At 75.2% G+C, this 22,874-nt stretch carries 22 protein-coding genes; 14 read left to right on the top strand and 8 right to left on the bottom strand.

What is annotated here, in order from left to right:
* Positions 1-62: 62 nt before the first annotated feature.
* Together MT994_RS14075 and nrdR are read left to right on the top strand one after the other, a co-directional pair.
* Positions 63-437: a LysM peptidoglycan-binding domain-containing protein gene (locus MT994_RS14075; RefSeq protein WP_228074837.1), complete on the top strand. Its 375-nt coding sequence runs from the start codon at positions 63-65 to the stop codon at positions 435-437.
* A gap of 368 nt (positions 438-805) precedes the next feature.
* Positions 806-1,336, top strand: coding sequence for a transcriptional regulator NrdR (nrdR, locus tag MT994_RS14070; protein ID WP_076406527.1), 531 nt, complete (start codon positions 806-808; stop codon positions 1,334-1,336).
* Positions 1,337-1,401: 65 nt separating this feature from the next.
* Here the strand turns inward: nrdR and MT994_RS14065 are convergent, their stop codons facing one another.
* The gene (locus MT994_RS14065; protein WP_354806923.1) at positions 1,402-2,391 is read right to left on the bottom strand and encodes an aldo/keto reductase; all 990 of its coding nucleotides are present in this window, start codon (positions 2,389-2,391) and stop codon (positions 1,402-1,404) included.
* Positions 2,392-2,709: 318 nt separating this feature from the next.
* Here MT994_RS14065 and MT994_RS14060 point away from each other — a divergent pair, with 318 nt between their 5' ends.
* A complete protein-coding gene (locus MT994_RS14060) occupies positions 2,710-2,904 on the top strand; it encodes a DUF5302 domain-containing protein (RefSeq protein WP_031316400.1) in 195 nt (64 codons plus the stop codon).
* Between the two features lie 61 nt (positions 2,905-2,965).
* Here the strand turns inward: MT994_RS14060 and MT994_RS14055 are convergent, their stop codons facing one another.
* The 3 genes from MT994_RS14055 to MT994_RS14045 all read right to left on the bottom strand — a co-directional run bounded on the left by MT994_RS14055 (position 2,966) and on the right by MT994_RS14045 (position 7,033).
* Entirely contained in the window at positions 2,966-3,385 is a 420-nt protein-coding gene (locus tag MT994_RS14055) for a pyridoxamine 5'-phosphate oxidase family protein (protein ID WP_354806764.1), read from the bottom strand.
* 119 nt (positions 3,386-3,504) lie between these two features.
* A complete protein-coding gene (gene serA, locus MT994_RS14050) occupies positions 3,505-4,704 on the bottom strand; it encodes a phosphoglycerate dehydrogenase (RefSeq protein ID WP_021482809.1) in 1,200 nt (399 codons plus the stop codon).
* An 88-nt stretch (positions 4,705-4,792) separates the two neighbouring features.
* A complete protein-coding gene (locus tag MT994_RS14045; protein WP_354806761.1) occupies positions 4,793-7,033 on the bottom strand; it encodes an AAA family ATPase in 2,241 nt (746 codons plus the stop codon).
* Between the two features lie 134 nt (positions 7,034-7,167).
* Between MT994_RS14045 and MT994_RS14040 the strand changes: the two genes are divergently transcribed.
* From MT994_RS14040 to MT994_RS14020, 5 genes are all read left to right on the top strand, one after another.
* Positions 7,168-8,529: a fused response regulator/phosphatase gene (locus MT994_RS14040; RefSeq protein WP_354806760.1), complete on the top strand. Its 1,362-nt coding sequence runs from the start codon at positions 7,168-7,170 to the stop codon at positions 8,527-8,529.
* Entirely contained in the window at positions 8,526-10,196 is a 1,671-nt protein-coding gene (locus MT994_RS14035; protein WP_354806758.1) for an ATP-binding protein, read from the top strand. Before MT994_RS14040 ends, MT994_RS14035 begins: the two co-directional genes overlap by 4 nt.
* Positions 10,193-10,633: a response regulator gene (locus MT994_RS14030; protein ID WP_021482350.1), complete on the top strand. Its 441-nt coding sequence runs from the start codon at positions 10,193-10,195 to the stop codon at positions 10,631-10,633. The genes MT994_RS14035 and MT994_RS14030 overlap by 4 nt, the downstream gene beginning before the upstream one ends.
* 111 nt (positions 10,634-10,744) lie before the next feature.
* Positions 10,745-11,671, top strand: coding sequence for a PAC2 family protein (locus MT994_RS14025; RefSeq protein ID WP_021482349.1), 927 nt, complete (start codon positions 10,745-10,747; stop codon positions 11,669-11,671).
* Positions 11,672-11,974: 303 nt separating this feature from the next.
* On the top strand, positions 11,975-12,178 hold the full coding sequence (locus MT994_RS14020; RefSeq protein ID WP_021482348.1) for a cold-shock protein: 204 nt from the start codon (positions 11,975-11,977) through the stop codon (positions 12,176-12,178).
* Positions 12,179-12,263: 85 nt separating this feature from the next.
* On the opposite strand, the gene MT994_RS14015 is transcribed toward MT994_RS14020, so the two are convergent.
* Positions 12,264-13,304 carry a fused MFS/spermidine synthase gene (locus MT994_RS14015; RefSeq protein ID WP_354806756.1) on the bottom strand — a complete coding sequence of 347 codons (1,041 nt, stop codon included), beginning with the start codon at positions 13,302-13,304 and terminating at the stop codon, positions 12,264-12,266.
* An 80-nt stretch (positions 13,305-13,384) separates the two neighbouring features.
* Between MT994_RS14015 and MT994_RS14010 the strand changes: the two genes are divergently transcribed.
* From MT994_RS14010 to MT994_RS14000, 3 genes are read left to right on the top strand one after another with little or no spacing between them, the layout of a single operon-like run.
* Positions 13,385-13,828 (top strand): SAV_6107 family HEPN domain-containing protein, encoded by a 444-nt coding sequence (locus MT994_RS14010; RefSeq protein ID WP_034655077.1) that lies wholly within the window; start codon positions 13,385-13,387, stop codon positions 13,826-13,828.
* 39 nt (positions 13,829-13,867) lie between these two features.
* The gene (locus MT994_RS14005) at positions 13,868-15,124 is read left to right on the top strand and encodes a DNA polymerase IV (RefSeq protein ID WP_021482845.1); all 1,257 of its coding nucleotides are present in this window, start codon (positions 13,868-13,870) and stop codon (positions 15,122-15,124) included.
* 37 nt (positions 15,125-15,161) lie between these two features.
* Positions 15,162-15,557 (top strand): DUF3040 domain-containing protein, encoded by a 396-nt coding sequence (locus MT994_RS14000; RefSeq protein ID WP_031316425.1) that lies wholly within the window; start codon positions 15,162-15,164, stop codon positions 15,555-15,557.
* Here the strand turns inward: MT994_RS14000 and MT994_RS13995 are convergent.
* The 3 genes from MT994_RS13995 to MT994_RS13985 are packed head-to-tail and all read right to left on the bottom strand — an operon-like array spanning position 15,505 to position 20,091.
* A complete protein-coding gene (locus tag MT994_RS13995) occupies positions 15,505-17,805 on the bottom strand; it encodes a DUF3488 and transglutaminase-like domain-containing protein (protein ID WP_354806755.1) in 2,301 nt (766 codons plus the stop codon). The genes MT994_RS14000 and MT994_RS13995 overlap by 53 nt on opposite strands.
* Positions 17,802-19,142: a DUF58 domain-containing protein gene (locus tag MT994_RS13990; protein WP_086151291.1), complete on the bottom strand. Its 1,341-nt coding sequence runs from the start codon at positions 19,140-19,142 to the stop codon at positions 17,802-17,804. The genes MT994_RS13995 and MT994_RS13990 overlap by 4 nt, the downstream gene beginning before the upstream one ends.
* Before the next feature lies 1 nt (position 19,143).
* Positions 19,144-20,091: a MoxR family ATPase gene (locus MT994_RS13985; RefSeq protein ID WP_228075562.1), complete on the bottom strand. Its 948-nt coding sequence runs from the start codon at positions 20,089-20,091 to the stop codon at positions 19,144-19,146.
* A gap of 496 nt (positions 20,092-20,587) precedes the next feature.
* Here MT994_RS13985 and mraZ point away from each other — a divergent pair, with 496 nt between their 5' ends.
* From mraZ to MT994_RS13970, 3 genes are all read left to right on the top strand, one after another.
* A complete protein-coding gene (gene mraZ, locus MT994_RS13980) occupies positions 20,588-21,022 on the top strand; it encodes a division/cell wall cluster transcriptional repressor MraZ (protein WP_031316739.1) in 435 nt (144 codons plus the stop codon).
* Positions 21,023-21,190: 168 nt separating this feature from the next.
* A complete protein-coding gene (gene rsmH, locus MT994_RS13975; protein ID WP_144682996.1) occupies positions 21,191-22,252 on the top strand; it encodes a 16S rRNA (cytosine(1402)-N(4))-methyltransferase RsmH in 1,062 nt (353 codons plus the stop codon).
* The gene (locus MT994_RS13970) at positions 22,249-22,698 is read left to right on the top strand and encodes a hypothetical protein (RefSeq protein WP_144682994.1); all 450 of its coding nucleotides are present in this window, start codon (positions 22,249-22,251) and stop codon (positions 22,696-22,698) included. Before rsmH ends, MT994_RS13970 begins: the two co-directional genes overlap by 4 nt.
* Positions 22,699-22,874: the final 176 nt, after the last annotated feature.

The raw sequence follows: 22,874 nt of genomic DNA, 5'->3' as shown, positions 1-22,874 counted from the left end.
GGGCGCGCGGGTCCGATCGACCGGGGAAGGCGATCGGGCTCGCGGGCCGGGACGGAGGGGACATGGACACGGTGGCGATGGCGACGGCAGCGCCGGCCGCGCTCGGGCGGGGCGGCGCAGCGGAGCGAGGTGCGCGCCCGGAGGCGCCGCTGCGGCTCACGCGACGCGGCCGTGCGGTCCTCGTGCTCCTCGTGGCCGTCGTGCTCGTCCTCGCGGCGCGGGTCGGGCTGGCCGTCGCGAGCGGGCCCGGGGAGCCGGTCGAGGTCCGCGTCCACGTCGTGAGCGCGGGGGAGACGCTGTGGGAGCTCGCCCAGGGCGTCGCGACCCCGGGGGAGGACCTTCGTGAGGTGGTCAGCGGGCTCGTGGAGCTGAACGGCCTGTCGTCGTCCGGCGTGCAGGCCGGCCAGACCATCCTGCTCCCGGTCGCCGAACGGTGACGCCGCGCGCGAGCGCACTCCTGGTCCTGTGACGCAGCACACGGCGCCGACGCGCGACAGGTTGCGGCCGAGGGTTGCGCCGGCGCCTTAGGTCCGCCTAAGTTAGTGTCACCTCACGCGCCGGCTGGGGGGCTGGGCGGACGAGGCGAGGAGTGTGCGGACCACCGCGACTCCTGTGCACGTCGCCGCGCGCGAGGCGAGTCGCGCGCGAGATGGGGACGGGGGCGTCCCGACGGGGGCGGTCGACTTCGACCGCCCCCGTTCTGCTGCCTGGGGCCGGGCGCGTCGTCGGCGTGTTGCACCGCGCGCCCGCGACGACATACGTTCGTCGCGCCGACCTGTCGGCGCGACCCGCGGAGGAGCCCGCCATGCACTGCCCGTTCTGCCGTCACGCGGACTCCCGCGTCGTCGACTCCCGCACGTCCGACGACGGTGCCTCCATCCGCCGGCGACGCCAGTGCCCGGAGTGCAACCGCCGCTTCACCACGATCGAGACCGCCAGCCTGTCCGTGGTCAAGCGGTCCGGGGTGACCGAGCCCTTCTCGCGCGAGAAGATCGTCAACGGCGTCCGCAAGGCCTGCCAGGGGCGCCCGGTGAACGAGGACGACCTCGCCGTCCTCGCGCAGCGCGTCGAGGAGACCATCCGCGCGAGCGGGAGCGCCGAGCTCGACGCCTACGAGATCGGCCTCGCGATCCTCGGGCCGCTGCGCGAGCTCGACGAGGTCGCCTACCTGCGCTTCGCGAGCGTCTACCAGGCGTTCGACTCGCTCGAGGACTTCGAGAGCGCCATCACGTCGCTGCGCGTCGACCGGGAGGAGCGCGAGGCGGCGGCGGGCCGTGCGGCGCCCGAGGCCGCCGACGACGCCGCGACCGACCGCGAAGCGGCACCCCAGGCCTGACGCTCACGAGATTTCGCGCCTCGTGACTCCGGTCCCAGGATGCGGGGCCCCGCAGCCGGAGGCGGCTACAGGTCGCTGGACCGCGACGCCCAGATGTTGATGCCCGTGTCCACGGGGAGGTCGTCGACGGCCGCGATCTCCTCGGGGGAGAGGTCGGGGGCGTCGAGGGCCGCGAGGTTGTCGTCGAGCTGGCGCGTCGAGCTCGCGCCGAGCAGGACCGACGTGACGCGCTCGTCGCGCAGCGCCCAGCGGATCGCCGTGGACGCGAGCGTCCGCCCGTGGGCGCGCGCGAGCTCGTCGAGGTGGCGCACGCGGTCGAGGTTCTCCTCCGAGAGGAACGTCGGGCGCAGCGGCCCGCCGCGCGCCGCGCGCGACCCGTCCGGGACCCCGTGGAGGTAGCGGTCCGTGAGCATGCCCTGGGCGAGCGGGGAGAACGCGACGACGCCGAGCCCTTCGTCGCCCGCGACGTCGAGCACGGTGGCTCCCGCCGCGTCGTGCGGGTCAGGCGCCTCGATCCACCGGTTGAGCATGGAGTAGGAGACCTGCGTGACGACGAGCTCGACCCCGACGTCGGCCGCGACCCGCAGGGCCTCGCGCGTGCGCCGGGCGGAGTACGAGGAGATTCCGGCGTAGCGGGCGCGTCCCGACCGGACCGCCGTCGCCAGCGCACCGATGGTCTCCTCGAGCGGGGTGGACGGGTCGTAGCGGTGCGAGTAGAAGATGTCGACGTGGTCGAGCCCGAGCCGGCGCAGCGACGCGTCGAGGGACGAGAGCAGGTACTTCCGGGACCCGCCCTCGCCGTAGGGGCCGGGTCCCATGCGGTAGCCCGCCTTGGTGGTCACGACCAGCTCGTCACGCACGGGTCGGAGCTCGCGCGCGAGCAGCCGGCCCAGCGACTCCTCCGCAGCACCCCCGGGCGGTCCGTAGTTGTTCGCGAGGTCGAGGTGCGTCACGCCACGGTCGACGGCGTGCAGCACGATCTCGCGCTGCGTCGAGAAGGGGTCGGCGACGCCGAAGTTCTGCCAGAGCCCGAGCGCGACCTCCGGCAGGTGCAGGCCGCTCCGGCCGAGCGCACGGTGCGGGAGGTCGGCACGCGCCGGCGCGGGACCGCCTGTGGCGTGGGGAGGAGCGGGGGAGGCCTGCGGCGTGGGATCGGGCGACACGTCCCGACGCTACCCGACGGCGTTCGCCGCGCGGTCGAGGGCGCTCGCAGCGCGTTCGCCTGCGCCACCGCTCGCAGGGCCGGGACGGCCGGGCCGAGCGGACAAATCAGGTGGCGTCGGGCCGCCCGGTGGGGGAGGCTGGCGGGGTGCCCGCAGCGTCGGGCCGACCGCAGTGCCCCCACCGAGTTCCCCGTCGACGAGGAGACCGCCATGGCGTCCGACCAGCAGCGACCCGCTGCAGAGACCGCACCGACCGAGGAGGCCAAGGCGAAGTTCCGGGAGGCGCTCGACCGGAAGAACGCCGCGCGCCACCGCACGGCGGACGGCGAGTCGAACACGGGCTCCGTGCACGGCTCGGAGACCGTCGGCCCGGTCCAGCGCACCTTCCGCCGCAAGTCCGGCTGAGCAGCACCCCCGACGTCCGGTCGTCCCCTGCGGGGCGGCCGGACGTCGCGCGTCCGGGGGTCTACGGCTCCGCGCGCGCGAAGCGTCGTCCGGTGAGCTCGTGGGCCTCGACCACGACCCACTCCTCGGTCGGGACGTCGACGGTCGGGATGAGCGGGTCCGCACCCTCCCGGACGGGATCCACCTCGTGCTCGGTGCGCAGACGGTGGGCGGTGCCGCGCGCGACGACGCTCCACGCCCCGTCGTCGTCGACGTGGTCCCACTCCAGGGCGACCCGCTCGTTGATCGCGAGCGTCGCGAGCTTCGTGCCGGGGACCGTGCGGAACGCGAGCGTGCGCTCGTGCGCCCGCACAGTGACGGGGTAGATGTCCGGCTCGCCCCGCACGCTCACGGCGAGGCGTGCGACGTGGGTCCCCTCCACGAGGTCCCACGACGCGTCGGCGTCGAGGATCTGCGGCGCGTCGTGCAAGTATCCGGTCATGCCTCATCGTGGCACCGGCGCGCGAGAGGCGCTCAGCGGCGAAGGTCACGGCCGCCGAGGACCTTCGCCGCGTGCGGACGGGCCGCGCGCGGCGAAGGGTCCCGGGGTGCGGGGCTGCGTCAGTCGAGGATGCGCAGGGCGATCGTCTGCTCCATCGCGGCCAGCGCCTCGATCACGGCGGGCTCCACGCGCGAGCCGACGTCGGTGACGACGTAGCCGATCTCGCCGCGGGTGGCGAGGAGCTGGCCCTCGATGTTCGTCCCGTGCTCGGCGAGGGTCGCGTTGACGGCGGCGAGGACACCGGGAGTGTTGCGGTGCAGGTGCGTGATGCGCGTGATGCCCGTCGTCTGCTCGAGCGCGAGGTTCGGCACGTTGACGCTGAGCGTCGTAGAGCCGGTGGTGAGGTAGTCGCGCAGCTTCGCGGACACGAACTGCCCGATCGCCTCCTGCGCCTCCTCCGTCGAGCCGCCGATGTGCGGCGTGAGGATGACGTTCGGCAGGCCGCGCAGCTCGGAGTCGAACGCGTCGCCCTTGCGCTTGGGCTCGTGCGGGAAGACGTCGACCGCGGCGCCGGCCACGCGGCCCTCGACGATCGCCTCGCGCAGCGCGCCGTAGTCCACCACGAAGCCGCGCGACAGGTTGAGGAAGATCGAGCCCGGGCGCATGCGGGCGAACTGCTTGGCGCCGAAGAGCCCGGCGTTGCCCTGGCGCCCGTCGACGTGGAGCGTGACGACGTCGGCCTGCTCGAGCAGCTCGTCGAGCGTGTCCATGCGGCGCGCGTTGCCGAGCGCGAGCTTCTCCGCCGTGTCGTAGAAGACGACCGACATGCCGAGGTTCTCGGCGACGACCGAGAGCTGCGTGCCGATGTTGCCGTAGCCGACGATGCCGAGCGTGCGGCCACGGACCTCGTGCGCGCCCTCCGCCGACTTGTCCCAGCGGCCCTCGTGCAGCGCGCGGTCGCGCTCGGTGAGGCGGCGCGTGAGCGCGATGATCTCGGCGAGCGCGAGCTCGACGACGGAGCGCGTGTTCTGGAACGGCGCGTTGAACACGGCGACGCCCTGCGTCGCGGCCGAGCGCAGGTCGATCTGGTTCGTGCCGATGCAGAACGCGCCGAGCGCCACCAGGTCGGGGGCGTTCTCGAGCACGTTCGCCGTGACGTTCGTCTTGGACCGGATGCCGAGCAGGTGGACGCCGTCGAGCGCCTCGATCAGCTCGGACTCGTCGAGTGCCCCGGTGCGGACGGTGACGTCGATGCCCGCGGCCTCGAGGTTCGAGGCGGCGAGGGGGTGCAGGTTTTCGAGGAGGAGGGCGCGTAGCACGCCCCCATGGTGCGCCCGTCCCGCGGTCCGGACCAAACGGGTCTTGACCCTCGGGACGAGGTGAACCCGCGCCCGGACACCACCGCTGTCAGGCTCCGGCGCCCCGTGCGTCGTCCGACGGCGCGGGGGCGACCCCGGCGGGCAGCGGGCGCGCGTGCACGACGACGAGGCGCTGGGTCGGCCGCGTCATGGCGACGTACAGGTCGGACGGGCCCGAGGGCCCGGTCGCGACGTCGGCGGGCTCGACCAGCACGACGGCGTCGAACTCCAGCCCCTTGACCTGCACCGGGTCGAGCACGACGACCGGGTCCTCGCCGGCCGCGTCGGCGAGCCCGAGCGCGGCCCGCAGCGCAGGGACCGCGGGCGCGGCCGCGACGACGGCGACGCGGCCGGACTCCGCGGCGACGAACTCGGCGCGCGCGGCCTCGGCCTCGGCCCGGACGCGTGCCTCCAGCGCACCCGGTGCCACCTCGACCACGCGCAGGGCGTCCTCGACGTCGCGCGCGGACGTGAGCGGCGAGACCGGGAGGCCGGCCGCGACGGCCGCGCGTCGGGCCGCGTCCGCGACGGAGGCCGGGGTGCGGTAGTTGACCGTGAGCTCGGCGAGCCGCCACGCGTCGCGGAAGACCGGCTCGAGCATGCCCTTCCACGACCGGGCACCCGCGAGCGAAGACGTCTGGGCGACGTCGCCGACCACCGTGAACGACCGCGTCGGGCACCGGCGCACGAGCATGCGCCACGCCATGGCGGACAGCTCCTGCGCCTCGTCGACCACGACGTGGCCGTAGGTCCACGTGCGGTCCTGCGCGGCGCGCTCGGCGGTGGTCAGGCGCGGGCCGCTCGCGGCGAACCGCTCGGCGAGCACGTCGGCGCCGACGATCCCGCCGCCCGCACCGGACGACTCGAGCACCTGCCGCGCGTACTCGAGGTCCTGCGCGCGCTGCGCCGCGCGCGCGGCTGCCTCGGCCCGCTCCGCCTGGTCGTCCTCGCCGAGGAGCTCCGCCGCCTCGTCGAGGAGCGGCACGTCCGCGGGGGTCCACGGCGCACCCTTCGCCCGCTCGAGGAGCCGGCGGTCCTCGGGGGAGAGCTCGGGCGCGGCCTCGGCGAGCCGGTGCGGCTTGGTCCACAGGTCCTCGACGAGGCGCTCGGGCGTGAGCGGCAGCCACGCCAGGTTGAGCGCGACCCGCACGTCGCGGTGGGAGCGCAGGTCCTCCAGCGCGAGCGCGCGGTCCTCGCCGACGAGCGGCTCGCCGAGCTGACGCCCGTACTGCTCGACGAGGCGCGAGAGCATCTCGCGGACGAACGTGACCCGCGCGAGGTTGTGCGGCTTGTGGGTGCGCCGCGCCTTCGCGATGGCGTCGCGCACGTCGCGGCGGCGGATGACGAGGTCGTGGCCGTCGAGCCGGACCGGCACGTCGGCCGCGGGCACGCGCTCGCGTGCGCGCACGGCCCGGCGCACCGCACGGGCCATGACCGCCCGACCCTTGACGCGCGCGACGCGCGGGTCCTCCTCGCCGTCGGCGACGACGCCGGGCAGGAGGTCGGCGATGGTCGTGCTCACGACGCCGGTCTCGCCGAGCGACGGCAGCACCTGGTCGATGTAGCGCAGGAACGAGAGGCTGGGGCCGACGAGCAGCACGCCCGAGCGCTCCAGCAGCCGCCGGTGCGCGTACAGCAGGTAGGCCGCGCGGTGCAGCGCGACCGCCGTCTTCCCCGTGCCGGGCCCGCCCTGGACGACGAGCGCCCCCGCGAGCTCGGAGCGGATGATCGCGTCCTGCTCCGACTGGATCGTGGCGACGATGTCGCCCATGCGTCCTGTGCGGCCCGCGGCCATCGCGGCGAGCAGCGCGCCCTCGCCCGAGAGCGTCGTGCCGGTCACGGCCTCCGGGGCGTCGAGGTCGAGGAGCTCGTCCTCGAGCCCCGTCACGGCACGACCGCGCGTCACGAGGTGCCGACGGCGCACGACGCCGTCCGGGTGGGCCGCTGTCGCGCGGTAGAACGCCTGGGCGGCGGGCGCGCGCCAGTCCGTGAGGAGGCTCGAGTGCTCTTCGTCGGTGAGGCCGATGCGCCCGACGTAGCGCAGGGTGCCGTCGTCGAGGTCGAGGCGGCCGAACGCGAGGCGGTCCTCGACCGCGTCGAGCTGCGCGACACGGTCCTCGTACAGCGTCGCGAACGCGTCGCGCTCGCTGCGGTTCTGCGGCGAGCCCGACGGGCCGGACCGTCGGACCTCGTCGAGGCGTGCCCGGGCGGCCGCCCGCAGCTCGTCGAGGCGCGCGTAGAGGGTGTCCACGACCTCCTGCTCGAGCCGGAGCTCGTCGTTGCGTCCCACGCTGTCCCTTCCTCGACCGGCGCCGCGCCGCCCGCGCGGCCGTCCATTATGGCGTACGACGGCCGTCCCGGGGACCGACGACCGGCGCGTCCTGGCGCCGTGACCGGGCCGGACGCGCGCCTGAGGCTAGGATCGTGGCCCATGGCGACCAGAGGGGAGCGGGCGTCGTGACCGGGAGCGAGCGTCGGGCCCCGGGCCGACCCTCCGCGCGCGGCGACGACGCCGCCGGACCGGACCAGGCGCACCCGGGGCGCGCCGTGCTGGCCCCGACGGACGAGCTCCGGATCCTGCTCGTGGAGGACGACGACGGGGACGCGATCCTCGTCGAGGAGCTGCTGGCCGACGGCAACCTCAAGGTCGAGCTGCACCGCGCGACGACCCTGGACGCTGCCCTCGAGATGGTCGTCTCCCACGACGTCGACTGCGTGCTGCTGGACCTGGGCCTGCCCGACTCGGTGGGCCTGTCCGCCGTCGAGCGCGTGCGCGCGGGGTCGCGGCCGCCGGCGCTCGTCGTCCTGACCGGCCACTCGGGCATCGACCTCGGCGTGCAGGCGGTCGCCGCGGGTGCCGACGACTACCTCGTCAAGGGGGAGGTCGACGGCGACCTGCTCGGGCGGTCCGTGCGCTACGCGGTCCAGCGCCGCATGTCCGTCGAGCAGCAGCGCGCGCTGTACCGCAGCGAGGTCCGCGCGGCCGAGACCGCTCGCCTCGAGCGCGCGCTCCTGCCGACCCCGCTCGTGCAGGACGACCGCCTCGACGTCATGGTCGGCTACGTGCCGGGCGGCAACGGCCTGCTGGGCGGCGACTTCTTCGACGCGGTCGAGCGCCCGGACGGGACGGTCCTGTGCGTCATCGGGGACGTCGCGGGGCACGGCCCGGACGAGGCGGCGCTCGGCGCGACGCTGCGCACGGCCTGGCGCACCATCGTCCTCAGCGAGACCCAGCCGGAGGCCATCCTGCCGCTGCTCGAGCGCGTGCTCGTCCCCGAGCGCGCGCGCCCGGAGGTGTTCGTCACGCTCTGCCAGGTCGTCGTCTCCGCGGACCGCCGCAGCGCCGAGGTCTACCTCGCGGGCCACCTCGCGCCGCTGCTGCTGCGCGACACGGCGTCGGAGATCACGCCGACGTCGCGCGGCCGCGCCCTGGGCATCCCGGTCGCGGGCGGCTGGACGTCGCAGCCGGTCGAGCTCGGCGAGCGCTGGGCCCTCATGCTCTACACCGACGGCCTCGTCGAGGCGACCGTCGCGGGAGCCGGGGCGGGCGACGCGCGGACCCGCCCCGAGCGCGTCGGGGTCGACGGCCTGCGCCGCGCCGTCGACAGCGCCCTGGAGCAAGGCGTCGAGGGCGTCGTCGAGCGGGTCTTCCGTCGCGTGCGCGACCTCCACGGCGGCCCCCTCGCGGACGACGCGGCCCTCCTCGTGCTCGGGTGGGACGGCAAGGGCACCTCCCCGGGCGAGCGGTCGGCCACCCTCGCGGACTCGGACGAGTGGGCCCGGTGAGCGCCGCCGGCGACCGCAGGCGCGCGGGCGAGCGTCGTGCCCCGACGCTGCGTCGGCGGCTCGGCTGGGCGCTCGTCGTCGCCGGGGTGATCCTGCTCGGCGTGCTCGCGACCTCCGCGATCGCGCTGTCGCGCGTCCTCACCCTCCAGACCGACGTGACCGGGCCGTTCTTCGACGCCGTGAGCGAGGCGGACGGCGCGTACGTCGGCCTGCTCGACGCCGAGGTCGCGGTGCGCGCGTACGTCGCCACGGGCGACGCGACGGCGCTCGAGGCCTACACGCGCGCGGTGGGCGTCGACGCCGAGGGCGTCGTCCCCGACGCCGCGCTCGTCGACCGTCTCGGCCTCGACGACGAGCTCGCCGGGACGCTCACCCAGGCCGAGTCCTCGGTGCGCGCCTGGGTCTCCGACGCGGCCGAGCCCGCCATCGCGACCACCGAGGCGCAGGGCCCTGGGCGCGTGCGCGCCGTCGACCAGGCGCGCGGCGCCGAGCTCTTCGCGGCGGCGCGCGCCGACACCGCGCAGTACGTCGACCAGCTGCGCGACGAGCGCGTCGAACGCCTCGACGCGCTCGACCGGTGGAGCCGCGCCCTGTTCGGGAGCGTCCTCGTCCTCGTCGGCTCGGCGCTCGCGGTCGGCATCATCCTGTGGGTCTGCCTCAAGCGCTGGGTCACCGAACCCATGGCCGAGCTCGCGCACCGCGTGCGGCGCGTGAGCTCCGGGAGCCTCGACGAGCCGGTCGTCACGTCCGGGCCCGCCGAGATCGCGGACCTCGCGCAGGACGTCGAGCACATGCGCGTCGAGCTCGTCAGCCAGGTCGCGGAGATCAAGGCGTCGCACGAGGACGCGGCGCGCTCGCACGAGCTGCTCGCCGAGCAGGCGCGCGAGCTGGAGCGCTCGAACCGCGACCTGGAGCAGTTCGCGTACGTCGCCTCGCACGACCTCCAGGAGCCGCTGCGCAAGGTCGCGAGCTTCACGCAGCTCCTCAAGAAGCGCTACGGGGGCGAGCTCGACGACCGCGCCGACCAGTACATCGACTTCGCGGTCGACGGCGCGAAGCGCATGCAGCGCCTCATCCAGGACCTGCTCGGGTTCTCCCGCGTCGGCCGGACGGGCACCGAGCGTGTCGACGTCGACCTCGAGGTCGAGCTCCGGGGCGTGCTCGAGGACTTCTCCGACAAGATCGCGGAGTCCGGGGCGCGCGTCACGCACGACCCGCTCCCCGTCGTCGTGGGCGAGCAGGCGCTCCTCCACCAGCTCCTCGCGAACCTCGTCGGCAACGCGCTGAAGTTCCGCCACCCCGACCGGGCGCCCGCCGTGCACGTGGGCGTCCTCGCGCGCGACACCCACTGGGAGCTGTCGGTCGAGGACAACGGGATCGGCATCGACGCGCAGTACGCCGACCGCGTGTTCGTCATCTTTCAGCGCCTGCACGCCAAGGACGTGTACGAGGGCACGGGCATCGGCCTCGCGCTGTGCAAGCGCATCGTCGAGTACCACGGCGGGCGCATCTGGATCGAGCCGCGCGAGGGTGGGACGACCATCCGCTTCACGCTCGCCCACGCCTACGTCCAGGCCCAGGTCGGCTACGCTCGCTCCGACCCCGGCGGCGCCGGTCCGGACGCTCCGGCCCCCGCGCGCCCCGACGACGAGGAGAGCACCGCATGAGCCACGGCAGCAAGCCGATCGACGTCCTCCTGGTGGAGGACGACCCGGGCGACGTGCTCATGACCCGCGAGGCGTTCGAGGACCACAAGGTCACCAACCGCCTCTCGGTGGTGTCCGACGGCGTGAGCGCGCTGCAGTTCCTGCGCAAGGAGGGCGAGCACGCGGGCGCCCCGACGCCCGACCTCATCCTTCTCGACCTCAACCTGCCACGGATGGACGGGCGCGAAGTCCTGGCCGAGCTCAAGGCCGACGACGCGCTGCGCAAGATCCCCGTCGTCGTGCTCACGACGTCGGAGGCCGAGGAGGACGTGGTGCGCAGCTACTCGCTGCACGCCAACGCCTACGTCACCAAGCCGGTCGACTTCGACCGCTTCATCGACGTCGTGCGGCAGATCGACGACTTCTTCGTCTCCGTGGTGCGCCTCCCCGGTCGCTGACCGCCGCCACCGCCCGGCCGGGAATGATCCCCGGCCCGGGGCGCGTTACCTCGTCAGGCCCGCAGCGCGCCACCGGCGGCGCACGGGCGAAGGACGTGACGAGGAGGATGCATGCTGGACCCTCGCGGGATCTACGAGCTCGACGAGCAGGCCGTGGCGCGCCTGTGGCCCACGCCGCCCGAGGCGGGCTCCGGGCCGGTGCTGCTGCACGCGGTCGCGGGGTTCGTCGACGCGGGCAGCGCGGGAGAGGTGGCCGTCGACCACCTGCTGGAGATCGGCGAGGTCACCCGCCTGGTGACCTTCGACGCCGACCAGCTCATCGACTACCGCTCGAAGCGGGCCACGATGACCTTCAGCACGGACCGCTGGTCCGACTACGACGAGCCGTACCTCGTCGTCGACCACGTGCGCGACGCCGAGGGCACCGGCTTCCTGCTGCTGCACGGCGCCGAGCCGGACGTCCAGTGGGAGCGCGTGGTCGCCGCGGTGCGCGACGTCGTCGAGCGCCTGGGCGTCTCGCTCGTCGTGGGCTTCCACGGCATCCCGATGGGCATCCCGCACACGCGGCCGCTCTCGGTGACGGCGCACGCCACGCGCCCCGAGCTGCTCGGCGAGCACACGTCGTGGTTCGGGACCGTCAAGGTGCCGGCGAGCCTCGCCGCGCTGCTCGAGCTGCGGCTCGGGCGCGCCGGCCACGACGCCGTCGGCTACACGGTGCACGTGCCGCACTACCTCGCCCAGTCGTCGTACCCGCCCGCGGCGGTCGTCGCGCTCGAGCACGTCCAGCGCGTGACGGGGCTCGACCTCGCCACCGGCGGCCTCGCGGACGCGGTCCAGGACGCGAAGACCGAGGTCGAGCGCCAGGTGCGCGACTCCGAGGAGGTCGCGGCGGTGGTCCGGGCGCTCGAGGAGCAGTACGACGCCTTCGCCCGCTCGGTCGGACGCACGAGCCTGCTCGCCGAGTCGGCGCCGATCCCCACGGCCGACGAGCTCGGCGCGGAGTTCGAGCGCTTCCTCGCGCAGCAGTCGGGGGAGTGACGGCGCCCTCCGCCACTCCGGGGAGTATGTGCCGAAAAATCAGCACGAGAGGGCCCGTTCTCCGTGGCGGACCTGACGTGGTCCATGCCACACTGTGGCCTGTTGCAGTGACGTACTTGCGCACGACCCGGTGCACGGCCGGTACGTGGGTCCGCCCGGCGGGGCGGTCCGGCGTCGGGCCTGCCGGCCGCACACGGCCGGGGCGCCGGCGAAGGACGTGGGACATGGCATTGCGGCGCACGGGGGTGGACGAAGGGTCCGCCTGCTGATGTCCCCGGATGGACAGAAGGTCAGAGGAACAGCATGGCGCAGGGTTCTGTGAAGTGGTTCAACGCCGAGAAGGGCTTCGGCTTCATCGCGCAGGACGGCGGCGGTGCCGACGTCTTCGTGCACTACTCGGCGATCGAGACGAACGGGTACCGCACGCTCGACGAGGCGCAGCGGGTCGAGTTCGAGATCACCCAGGGGCCGAAGGGCCCGCAGGCGGAGAAGGTCCGCCCGCTCTGACGTCCACGACGTCCTGCGGTCGGGTCACCCGGTCGTAGCAGCAGCGCAGGAGCCGCGTCCCCTCCGGGGCGCGGCTCCTGGCGTGTCAGCCCTCGCCCGTCGCCCCTGCGTGCTCGTCGGGCGCCGGCCGCGCGGGCGTGGTGACCCCGGGAGCGGGCCCCTCGGAGGCGGGGTCCGCGGACCCGGGGTCCGCGGGCGTGGGGTCCGGGAGGGGCGCCGCCGGGCCGACGAAGGTCCGCAGCTCGCTCCCCACGAGGACGCGCGCGGGCACGGCCAGCGAGCGCACGGTGCGCGCGAGGCCCGGGGCGGTCAGGGCAGGCCCGGCACCGCCCGGCGCGACCGCGGCGAGCACCACGTTCCCGTACCGGCGGCCCTTGAGCTGTGCGGGCTCGGCGATCGCCGCGACGCGCCCCTCCTCCACGGCGCCGTCGCCCGTGCCGCCCCCGAACGCGGCGGCGAGCGTCGCGAGCTCGCGCCGCACCGACGCGAGGGGCGGTCGGTCCGCGCAGTTGACCAGGTAGACGCCGCCCGGTCGCAGGACGCGCCGCACCTCCTCGGCCATGCCGAGGGTCACGAGGTGGTCGGGCGTGCGGTCGCCGTGGAAGACGTCCCGGACAACGACGTCGAACGACGCGTCGGCGAGCCCCTCCACGGCGTGCCGGGCGTCGTCGGGCCGCAGCCGCAGCCGCGGGGAGCGCGGCAGGTCGAACCAGGCGCGCACGAGCTCCAGGAGGCGCGCGTCGAGGTCGACCCCGAGCTGCGTCGAGCCGGGGCGGGTGTGCTCGACCCAGCGCGGCAGGCTGCACCCGGCAGCGCCGAGGTGCAGCGCACGCACGGGCCCGGGGTGCAGCTCGTCGACCACCGCGGCCATCTGCTGCATGTACTCGAACGCGAGCATCCCGGGGTCGGCCAGGTCGAGGTACGAGCTCGGCACCCCGTTGACGTAGAGGGTGACCGCGGACGGGCGGTCGGGGTCGCGCTCGACGCGCGCGGTGCCCGTCGTGGTCGCGACGGGCTCGTCCGGGAGGTCGGACGCCGCGGGCCCGCCACGCGCGGGGCCCCGACGCCGGGGCGGTGTGGGTGGTGCGGAGGACCCTGGAGGGCGTCGGGAGGTGGGGCGAGCCATGTGCCCACCGTACGGGCTGCCGGGACCCGGCACGTTGACAGAATCGAACAGGTGTTCGATAGTGGAGCAGGAGGTGCGCGATGTCGAACGAAGCAGGCGCGAGGGCGCAGGTCGTGGTTCCCGCCGAGGTCCGGCGGCTGCTCGCCCGCGCGGACGCGGAGCTCGTCGCGGCGGCGCTCGCGCAGGACGCGGGGGAGCGGTTCGTCCACGCCCACCTCGGCGCGCTGCGGGCAGCCGCCGCGGTCGTCGCGCTCCGTGCGCGCCCCGTGCGCCGTGGGCGCGCCCGCTCGGTGTGGGAGCAGCTCGCGGACGCCGAGCCCGCGCTCGCCGCGTGGTCGGTGTACTTCGCGAGCGGCGCGCGCGTCCGTGCCGCCGTGGACGCCGGGCGGTTCGACGAGGTCGACCCGCGTCGCGCCGACGAGCTCGTCGCGTGCGCCGAGGACTTCCGCGACGAGGTCGCGATGCTCGTCGACCCGGACGCCGGCTTCGTCAGGCTGCCCGGGCTGCGCACGGTGGCGTCGTGACGACCCGGCCGGTCGGCCCGCGGGCACGGTGAGCACCCGATGAGCCGGGGTCCTCGTGCCGTCGTCCGCCGGGACTGGGGGGACGACGAGAGCGGCTGCTCGATCCTGCACGTCGACATGGACGCGTTCTTCGCCTCGGTCGAGCTCGCGCGGCGCCCCCAGCTCGTCGGGCGACCGGTCATCGTCGGCGGTGCCGAGCGGGGCGTCGTCCTGGCCGCCACCTACGAGGCGCGCGCGTTCGGCGTCCACTCGGCGATGCCCATGACGACCGCGCGCCGGCTGTGCCCGCAGGCGGTCGTCGTGCCGCCGGACCACGCGCGGTACCACGAGGTCTCGCGGTCGGTCATGGCCGCGCTCGGCGAGATCACCGCGCTCGTGGAGCAGGTGAGCGTCGACGAGGCTTTCCTGGACGTCAGCGGCGCGCGGCGCCGTCTCGGGCCGCCCACGCGGATCGCGGCCGCGCTGCGGCGTCGGGTCCAGGCGGACCACGGGATCACGTGCTCGGTCGGGATCGCGACCACGAAGTTCGTCGCGAAGCTCGCGTCCACGCACGCCAAGCCCGACGGCATGCTGCTCGTGCCCGCCGCGGCGACGGTGCCGTTCCTGCGCACTCTGCCGGTCGGGGCGCTGTGGGGCGTGGGCGAGCGCACGGAGGCGGTCCTCGCGCAGTGGGGCATCCGGACGGTCGCCGAGCTCGCCGACACCGACGTGGCGTCCCTGCAGACGGCGGTCGGCAAGGTGTCCGGGGCGCACCTGCACGACCTCGCGTGGGGTCGCGACCCGCGTCCCGTCCAGCCGGAGCGCTCGGAGCGGAGCATCGGCGCGGAGACGACGTTCGAGCACGACCTGCGCGACCTCGCCGCCGTGCAGGCGCGCGTGCTCGAGCTCGCCGACCGGTGCGCCGGGCGGCTCCGGCACCAGGGCCTCGTCGCCCGCACGGTGAGCGTGAAGGTCCGCACGAGCGACTTCCGGACCGTCACGCGCGCCCGCACGCTCGGCGCCCCGACGGACGTCGCGCGCGAGATCTACCTCGTCGCGCGCGAACTCGTCGCGGGGGTGGACCTGCGAGGGCTCGCGGTCCGGCTCGTGGGGGTGCGTGCGGAAGGTCTCGAGCCGCGCGCGGAGGCCGTCGTCCAGCCCACGCTCGAGGAGGCCGTGGTGGAGACGAACGCCGTCCGACGGCGCGCGGAGGAGGCCGTCGACGCCGTCCGCGGCCGTTTCGGGGTGAGATCCATCGCGATGGGGCCCGCCCGGGCCCGCTCGACTACCACCCCCGCGGATGTCGATCTATCCTGAGGGTGTCACACGACCACCGTGGAGAATCGGGGTGCTCATGCCTCTGTCTGAGTACGAGCAGCGGGTCTTGGAGCAGATGGAGCGCGCGCTCACCTCGGACGATCCGCGGTTGGCGAACACGCTCCAGGCCCCTCGACGTCGCTCTGCGCTGCGCTACGTCCTGGCCGGTGTCGGCGTCGTGGGAGGGCTGCTCCTGCTGGTGCTGGGCGCCGCGCTCTCGCAGACCTGGCTCGGCGTCATCGGCTTCGTCCTCATGTTCGCCGGCGTCGTGCTGGTCTTCCAGGCACCGCGCGCCTCCCGCAAGGGACCGGTCGGCACCGTCGAGGCCGACGGCACCGTCCGGCCGGCCGCAGCGAGCAGGACCTCGCGGAAGCCGTTCCTCAGCCGACTCGAAGAGCGCTGGGACCGTCGGCGCGAGCAGGACGGTCGCTGAGCGACCTCGCGATCCCCTCGACGGCAGCGTCGACGAGCGCCTGGAGACGCTCCGGGCTGACCGTCTCGCGCGGACGCGGGGCGTAGCGCTCCGCCTCGAGCGCCGACGCGAGGGCCGTGAGCGTCTCAGCCAGGTCCTCGTCCCCGGCATCCGCCCCGCGTCGCGCCTGCAGGGTCGCGACGACGACGGCGGGCACGCGGCGCGGCGTCGTGGACGACGGCCACCGCACGTCCAGCGCACCCAGCCGTGCCACGAGCTCGGCCCAGGCGTCCTCGGCATCCCGCAGGCTCTCCGCCTCGGTGCGTCGGCGCAGCACGAACCACAGCCCTGCGGCGAGCACCGCCGCGACGAGCAGCGCCACGCCCACGACGAGCGGCCACGAGGTGGAGTCCTCCTGCGTGCCGTCCGTCGTGCCGGCGGCCCCCGGGGCGGTGGGGGTCGGGGTCGCCGGCGCTGACGGCGCGGCCGTGGTGGCGCCCGGCGTCGGGACGTTCCCCGGGTCGGCCGGGCCGCCGGGCGTGACGGCGACCGGGGTGGCCCACGTCGGCGTCGGACCGGTCTGCTGGGCGGGCGTCGGCTCGAAGCGCACCCAGCCCTGGCCCGGGAAGTACAGCTCGGGCCACGCGTGGGAGTCGCGACCCGTGACCTGGTAGCTCGACTCGTCGACCCGCTCGCCCGGCAGGAACCCGACGCCCAGCCGCGCGGGGATGCCGAGCGTGCGGGCCATCATCGTCATCGACGTCGCGAACTGGACGCAGTAGCCCGTCCGGTCCTGGAGGAAGTCCCAGACGGCGTCGCCCGAGGTCCCCGGGGGCACCTCGGTGGAGTACGTGAACTGCGAGATGTCGCGGAAGTAGGTCTGCAGCGCGAGCGCCTGGTCGTAGCGCGTCGTCGCGCCGTCGACGACGGACGTCGCGAGGTCGCGGATGTCCTGCTCGTGCTCCGTCGCGGGCACGTCGAGGTAGTTGGGGTCGTCCGGGTCCGCGCCGCTGGCGCCGCGCAACGCGTCGGCGTCGAGCGGCCGCGGGAAGACCGTGACCTCGTAGGACGTGCCCGCGTCCGTCGGCTGCTCGCCGAGCACCTCGTCGCGCACGTCGTCGTACGCCCAGTCGCCGTCGATGCCGACGGCGCGCGGCTCGGTCGGGACGGGCAGCTTGGTGTCGCGCAGCGACTCGAGCGTGACGCGCAGCGACGTGGGGTCCCCGGTCGCGCCCGGGTCGTCGGGCCACAGGAGCTGCTCGCCGCCGTCGATGGGCGTGCCGTCGCGGTCGGCGCCGCGGCGCCAGTTGGTGCCGTCGAAGCCGGTGAGCGTGAAGACCCGCAGGGGGCCGACGCCCTCGCCGTCGGTCCGATAGCGCAGGACGACCTCGCCGGACCGCTCGGCGAGGTCGCGCCGCATGTCCAGGTCGTCGGAGAGCCGGACGGTCTGGCCGGTCGAGGAGAAGAGGCGCGACCACGACGCCGACGCCACCTCGGGGAGCGAGGCGCTCGCCGACCCGAGGCCGAGCGCGGTGACCGCCACGGCGACCGCCACGACGAGCGCGCCCGCGGCACGCAGGCCTCCGGCGGCGCGGTCCTCCGGGCGTCGCGCGGACGCCCCGCGGCGGACCGCGCGGTGCGGGTTGTCCACGGCGAGGAGGAGCACGAGGGCGGTGACCGTCACGACGAACGCGAGCGGCGGGACCTCGCCGACGATGACGAGCCCGGGCACCCACAGGGCGAGGAGCGGCAGCGCGACTCCCGCGCCGAGCTGTAACCCGCCGGCCATGAGGTCGGCGACGACGAACACCACGACCGCGCCGCCGACCGCCAGGAGCGCGATGGGCAGGCTGGGGTCGATCGGGGCGACCTCCGCGAGCGTGAGGTCGCGCGCGGTGCCCAGGCGGGACAGGACGCGGTCCACGTTGGACAGGCCGATGAGGAGCGAGAACCGGTCCGTCGGCCCGCCGTACAGCCCGAGCAGGGCCCACAGCCCGACGACGAGCCCCGCGAGCGACGGCAGGAGCGCCGCCGGCGGTGCGAGCACCTCGCCGCGCGCCGCGTGGCTCCGCTCGAGCGCCCAGCGGCTGAGGCCGGTGACGAGCGCGAGGACGACGACGACGCGCACGACCGTGCCCGTCCACCCGCCCGGCCCGACGACGCTCCCCAGCGCGTACGCCGACGCGACGACCGCGGTGGCGACGAGTGCGCTCGTCGCGAGCACGCGCAGGCCCGCGGAGTCCGAGGTTCCCGGTCGGGGTGCGGTCATCGTGAGCCTTCCGCGAGCAGGGTCCAGGCGTGCTCGAGCGACGCGGACGGGTCGACGAGCGCGGCGTGCCACCCTGTCGAGCGCAGCGCGGTGACGGTCTCGACGGCGTCGGCGTGCTCGGGGGCCCACGGGCGGGTGCTCACCACGAGCGCGCGGTGGACGCCGTCCCCGGCCATCGCGGCGACGGTGTGCCGCGCGACGGAGCCGAGCGGGCCGAGCACGGCGACGGTGATCTCGCCCGGGCGGCGGTCGCGTCGCAGCGCCTCGCAGGTCGTGACGACGGAGCGGTCGGCGTCCGCCACGACCTGGTGCCCGTGCAGGTCGACCGTGGCGTCGAGCAGGTCGGCCGGGCCCTCGCCGGACCGGTTGACGCGGAAGCCGGTGCCGGGGACCACCGCGGCGAGCGACGTTGGGACGAGGCGGACGGGGTGCCCCGCCTGGAGCAGCGACACCCCGATCGACGCCGCGCACTCGACGGCCCACTCGCCGTCGGCCAGCGCCCGCGGGCTCGACGCGGCGAGCTCCGGGTGGGGCAGGAGGCCGCGGTCGAGGAGCACCGTCACGGGCGGCAGGCCCGCGCTCTCGTCGGAGCGCACCATGAGCTGGCCGCGGCGCGCGGCGCTGACCCAGTGCACGCGGCGGGGGTCGTCACCGGCGACGTAGTCGCGCAGGACCGAGTCGTCGCTCGACGCGAGCCGGGCGCCGGAGGCCGAGCGCTCGTGCTCGCCGAACGCGCGGCTCCCGCGCACGGGCAGCTCGACGGTGCGCGGCCAGACGGCCACGGCCGTCGGGTCGCCGAGCTCCTGCGTCGCGCTGACGAGGCCGAACAGGTCGGTCCGCGTCGTGAGGAGCGGGCCGAGCGGCCACCGGCCGCGGCGCAGCGGTCGCAGGCGGTACCGCACGGCGATGTGGTCGCCGACCGTCGCGACCTGCGCGCGCAACGAGCCCTGGTCGGACAGCTCGTGCGCGGCCTGCTCGCTGATGCGCAGGCGCGCGAGCGTGGAGGCCGTCGACGACGTCGTGCGCGCCGCCGCGACGGTCAGGCGCGCGGTCGTGAGCTGGCCGCGCACGGCGGGGTTGGGCTGCACCCGGCGCGTCACGTGGAGCGCGCCGCGCCCCCGGTCGATGCGCCGGGCCGCCATCCAGCACCACGCGGCGCCCACGGCGAGGAGGCCCGCCGCGCCGAGCCCGACGAGGTCCGGCAGGCCGAGCGTGACGCCGAGCACCACGAGCGCGGCGCCCGCACCGAGGACCACGGTGCCGCGGCGGGTCGGGCGCGCGCTGGCGAGGCTCCTGGTCCTGCGCCGGAGCCGCGCGAGGAACGACGGGCCGCGCACGTCAGCGTCGCTCGGTCGCGTCCAGCGCGGGGATCGGCGTCTGCGCCACGAGGGACGCGACGACGGCCTCGGCGTCCTGGCCCGAGAGCCGTGCCTCGGTGGTGACGACGAGCCGGTGCGCGAGCACGGGCACCGCGAGGTACTGCACGTCGTCGGGGAGGACGTGGTCGCGCCCCGCCATCGCGGCCAGGGCCTTCGCCGCGCGCAGGAGCTGGAGCGTCGTGCGGGGGGAGGCGCCGAGGCGCAGGCCCGGGTGCTCGCGCGTCCCGGTGACGAGCGCCAGGACGTAGCGCTTGACGGCCGTGGACGCGTGGACCGAGCGCGCGACCTCGGCGAACCGCAGCACGTCCGCCCCGGTGGTCACCGGCCGCAGGTGCGCGAGGGGGTTGTCCGTCTCCTGGCGGTCGAGCATCCGCAGCTCGGCGTCGACGTCGGGGTACCCCACGGTCAGCCGCGCCATGAAGCGGTCGCGCTGGGCCTCGGGGAGCGGGTAGGTGCCCTCCATCTCGACCGGGTTCTGGGTCGCGACGACGAGGAACGGGCTCGGGAGCATGTGGGTCGTGCCGTCGACCGTCGTCTGGCCCTCCTCCATGCACTCCAGGAGCGCCGACTGCGTCTTGGGGGAGGCGCGGTTGATCTCGTCACCGATGACGATGTTGGAGAAGACGGGGCCGGGCCGGAACTCGAACTCGTGGTTCGCGGCGCGGTAGATGTTGACGCCGGTGAGGTCGCTCGGCAGGAGGTCGGGCGTGAACTGGATGCGGCCGACCTTGCAGTCGATCGTGCGCGCCAGCGCCTTGGCGAGCGTCGTCTTGCCGACGCCGGGGACGTCCTCGACGAGGAGGTGACCCTGTGCCAGGAGGACGGCGACGGTGACGGTCACGAGGTCCGGCCGCCCGGTGACCACGGACTCGATGCCGGAGCGGATCCGTCCGGTGGTCTCGACCAGCTCGTCGAGACCGGCGAGGCGACCTGACCCGGGCTCGTCGGAGGGCGCGACAGGGGCGATGTCGGGGAGCACGGGGACCTCCGTCGTCGGTGGCGCAGGGCCGCGGACCGGCGAGACCGCGGGTGGGAAGAGCCTAGTAGACGGGGGGAGGTCCGCCGACCCCGGCCCGTGGGCCGCCCCGACCGGCCCGTGCCCCTCCCTCTCCCTCCACGGGCACCGGGCGCCGCCGCCCAGGACCCGCCGAACGGCTCCCGGAAGCGGTCGCCGCCCGACGGCGGCCCTCGGGAGGCGGGCACGACGCGCCCTGGGGAGTCCTCCCCTCCACCGCGCTCCAGCCCGTCTGACCTGCGGAGATCCTGCGAAGACGGGTGAAACCTGGAACTTTCGCCGAGAGCGGTGGAGGGAAGTGGAGTACCGTGGAGCAGAAGGGAGCAGGAGGGGAGGTGCCAGGTGCATGTCCGGCTTCGTGGACGACGTGCTCGGCGGTTCCTCCGGCCTGCTCCTGGGCACCTTCACGCCGCGTCTGGACGACAAGGGGAGGCTCATCCTCCCCGCGAAGTTCCGGTCGCGGCTCGCACCGGGTCTCGTCATGACGCGGGGGCAGGAGCGCTGTCTGTTCCTGCTGCCGATGGACGAGTTCCGGCGCATGTACGACCAGATCCGGCAGGCGCCGGTGACGAGCAAGCAGGCCCGGGACTACCTGCGCGTCTTCCTCTCGGGGGCGAGCGACGAGATCCCGGACAAGCAGGGACGTGTCTCGATCCCCGCGCCCCTGCGGGCGTACGCGGGGCTCGACCGCGACGTCGCCGTGATCGGCGCCGGCACGCGCGTCGAGATCTGGGACGCGCAGGCGTGGGAGACGTACCTCGCGGAGCAGGAGTCGGCGTACTCCGACACCGCGGAGGAGGTGTTCCCGGACCTGCGCTTCTAGGGCCGAGCACCCCCGGCTCCGCACGGTGAGGCCTCCTCCCGCCCGGTCTGGCGCACTTCCCCGGCGCCAGAAAGGACGCGGAGGGAGACCTGACCGTACGGGGCCCGCAGCACAGCACGACCAGCAGCAGCACCGGAGCACGACGACCAGCACGGAGAGGAGGAGGACGTGACGAGCACCCCCGACGACGCCGCCGAGCGGCACGTCCCGGTCCTCCTCCAGCGCTGCGTCGACCTGCTCGCGCCCGCGCTCGGCGAGCCGGGCTCCGTGCTCGTCGACTGCACGCTCGGCATGGGCGGCCACACGGAGGCCGTCCTGGAGCAGGTGCCGACGGCGCGCGTGGTCGGCATCGACCGCGACCCCGAGGCGATCGACCGCGCGTCGCGCCGGCTCGCCCGGTTCGGCGACCGCTTCCGCGCCGTGCACGCCGTGTACGACGAGATCGAGGACGTCGTCGCGGACGTGGTCGGCGCACCGGTCCAGGGCGTGCTCATGGACCTCGGCGTCTCCTCGCTCCAGATCGACGAGACGGAGCGTGGGTTCTCCTACGCGCACGACGCCCCGCTCGACATGCGCATGGACCCGACCGTGGGCCTCACGGCCGCGGACGTGCTCAACACGTACGACGAGCGCGCGCTCACCCGGATCCTGCGCGACTACGGCGAGGAGCGGTTCGCCCAGCGGATCGCGCGGGCCGTGGTGCGCCGGCGCGAGCAGCAGCCGTGGGAGCGCAGCGCGGACCTCGTCGACCTCGTCCGCGCGTCGATCCCGGCGGCCACCCGCACGACGGGCGGCAACCCCGCCAAGCGCACGTTCCAGGCGCTGCGCATCGAGGTGAACGGCGAGCTCGAGGTCCTCGAGCGCGCGGTCCCCGCCGCGGTGGACGTGCTCGCCGTGGGCGGGCGCATCGTCGTCGAGTCGTACCACTCGCTCGAGGACCGCATCGTCAAGCGCGTGCTCGCCGCCGGCGCGACGATCAGCGCGCCCGCCGGCCTGCCGGTCGTGCCCGAGCAGGACGAGCCGTACCTGCGCCTGCTGACCCGGGGGGCCGAGGAGGCGCCGGCCGGGGAGCGCGAGACGAACCCGCGGTCCGCGTCCGTGCGCCTGCGTGCCGCCGAGCGCACCCGCCCGACACCGCCGCACCGCCGCCCGTCCGCCGCTCGCCGCTCGCCGGCGCCCGGCCACCGACCGACCGACCGACCGCACGACCCGGGGGAGACGACACGATGAGCGCACAGAGGTCGACCGCCGCCCGCCCGCTCCCGCGCCCGGCTCGGCCGGCGCCCGCACCGCGCCCGTCGCTGACCGCCCTGCCGGGCGGCGCGTCCGAGCGGGCGCTGCGCTCGCGTCTCGAGCTCGTCCGGGCGCCGCTGCAGGCGCGCTCCAAGGTCCCGTTCCTCGTCGTCTGCATGTCGATCCTCGGCGCCGCGCTCCTGTGTGCTCTCCTGGTGAACACGACGATGGCGCGCAACTCCTACGAGATGTCGGAGCTGCGCCGGGAGGTGAGCCGCGTGGCCCAGGACACGCAGAGCCTGCAGCTGCAGGTCGCCGAGCGGAAGACGGCGCTGCCGGAGACCGCACGCGGTCTCGGCATGGTCGAGGCGCAGGACCCGGCGATGGTCCGGCTGTCCGACGGCACGGTGCTCGGCGTGGCGCAGGAGGGGGCGGGGGAGTGACGCAGGGCACGGGCGCCGGGCGCACCGGCCGGTCACGACCGGCGGCGGGCACCCCGCGTCCCCGTCCCGCCACCGCGGCCTCCCGGGCCTCCTCGGGGGGCCGTCCTGCGTCCGCCGGGCGGGCCGCGGGTGCGCGCTCCGGTGGTCCTGCGCCCGCGCGCGCCGCCTCGACGGGC

The sequence above is a fragment of the Cellulosimicrobium sp. MI9406 genome, from assembly GCF_040595865.1.
Lineage (GTDB): Bacteria > Actinomycetota > Actinomycetes > Actinomycetales > Cellulomonadaceae > Cellulosimicrobium > Cellulosimicrobium funkei.
Note: the sequence above shows the minus strand (reverse complement) of the source record. Positions and strands in the feature narration are given on the sequence as shown.

Excerpts from the sequence above, each read along its gene's own strand:
- MT994_RS14075 (WP_228074837.1), top strand. The coding sequence starts at position 63 with ATGGACACGGTGGCGATGGCGACGGCAGCGCCGGCCGCGCTCGGGCGG.
- nrdR (WP_076406527.1), top strand. The coding sequence starts at position 806 with ATGCACTGCCCGTTCTGCCGTCACGCGGACTCCCGCGTCGTCGACTCC.
- MT994_RS14060 (WP_031316400.1), top strand. The coding sequence starts at position 2,710 with ATGGCGTCCGACCAGCAGCGACCCGCTGCAGAGACCGCACCGACCGAG.
- MT994_RS14055 (WP_354806764.1), bottom strand. The coding sequence starts at position 3,385 with ATGACCGGATACTTGCACGACGCGCCGCAGATCCTCGACGCCGACGCG.
- MT994_RS14030 (WP_021482350.1), top strand. The coding sequence starts at position 10,193 with ATGAGCCACGGCAGCAAGCCGATCGACGTCCTCCTGGTGGAGGACGAC.
- MT994_RS14025 (WP_021482349.1), top strand. The coding sequence starts at position 10,745 with ATGCTGGACCCTCGCGGGATCTACGAGCTCGACGAGCAGGCCGTGGCG.
- MT994_RS14020 (WP_021482348.1), top strand. The coding sequence starts at position 11,975 with ATGGCGCAGGGTTCTGTGAAGTGGTTCAACGCCGAGAAGGGCTTCGGC.
- MT994_RS14015 (WP_354806756.1), bottom strand. The coding sequence starts at position 13,304 with ATGGCTCGCCCCACCTCCCGACGCCCTCCAGGGTCCTCCGCACCACCC.
- MT994_RS14010 (WP_034655077.1), top strand. The coding sequence starts at position 13,385 with ATGTCGAACGAAGCAGGCGCGAGGGCGCAGGTCGTGGTTCCCGCCGAG.
- MT994_RS14005 (WP_021482845.1), top strand. The coding sequence starts at position 13,868 with ATGAGCCGGGGTCCTCGTGCCGTCGTCCGCCGGGACTGGGGGGACGAC.
- MT994_RS14000 (WP_031316425.1), top strand. The coding sequence starts at position 15,162 with ATGCCTCTGTCTGAGTACGAGCAGCGGGTCTTGGAGCAGATGGAGCGC.
- MT994_RS13995 (WP_354806755.1), bottom strand. The coding sequence starts at position 17,805 with ATGACCGCACCCCGACCGGGAACCTCGGACTCCGCGGGCCTGCGCGTG.
- MT994_RS13970 (WP_144682994.1), top strand. The coding sequence starts at position 22,249 with ATGAGCGCACAGAGGTCGACCGCCGCCCGCCCGCTCCCGCGCCCGGCT.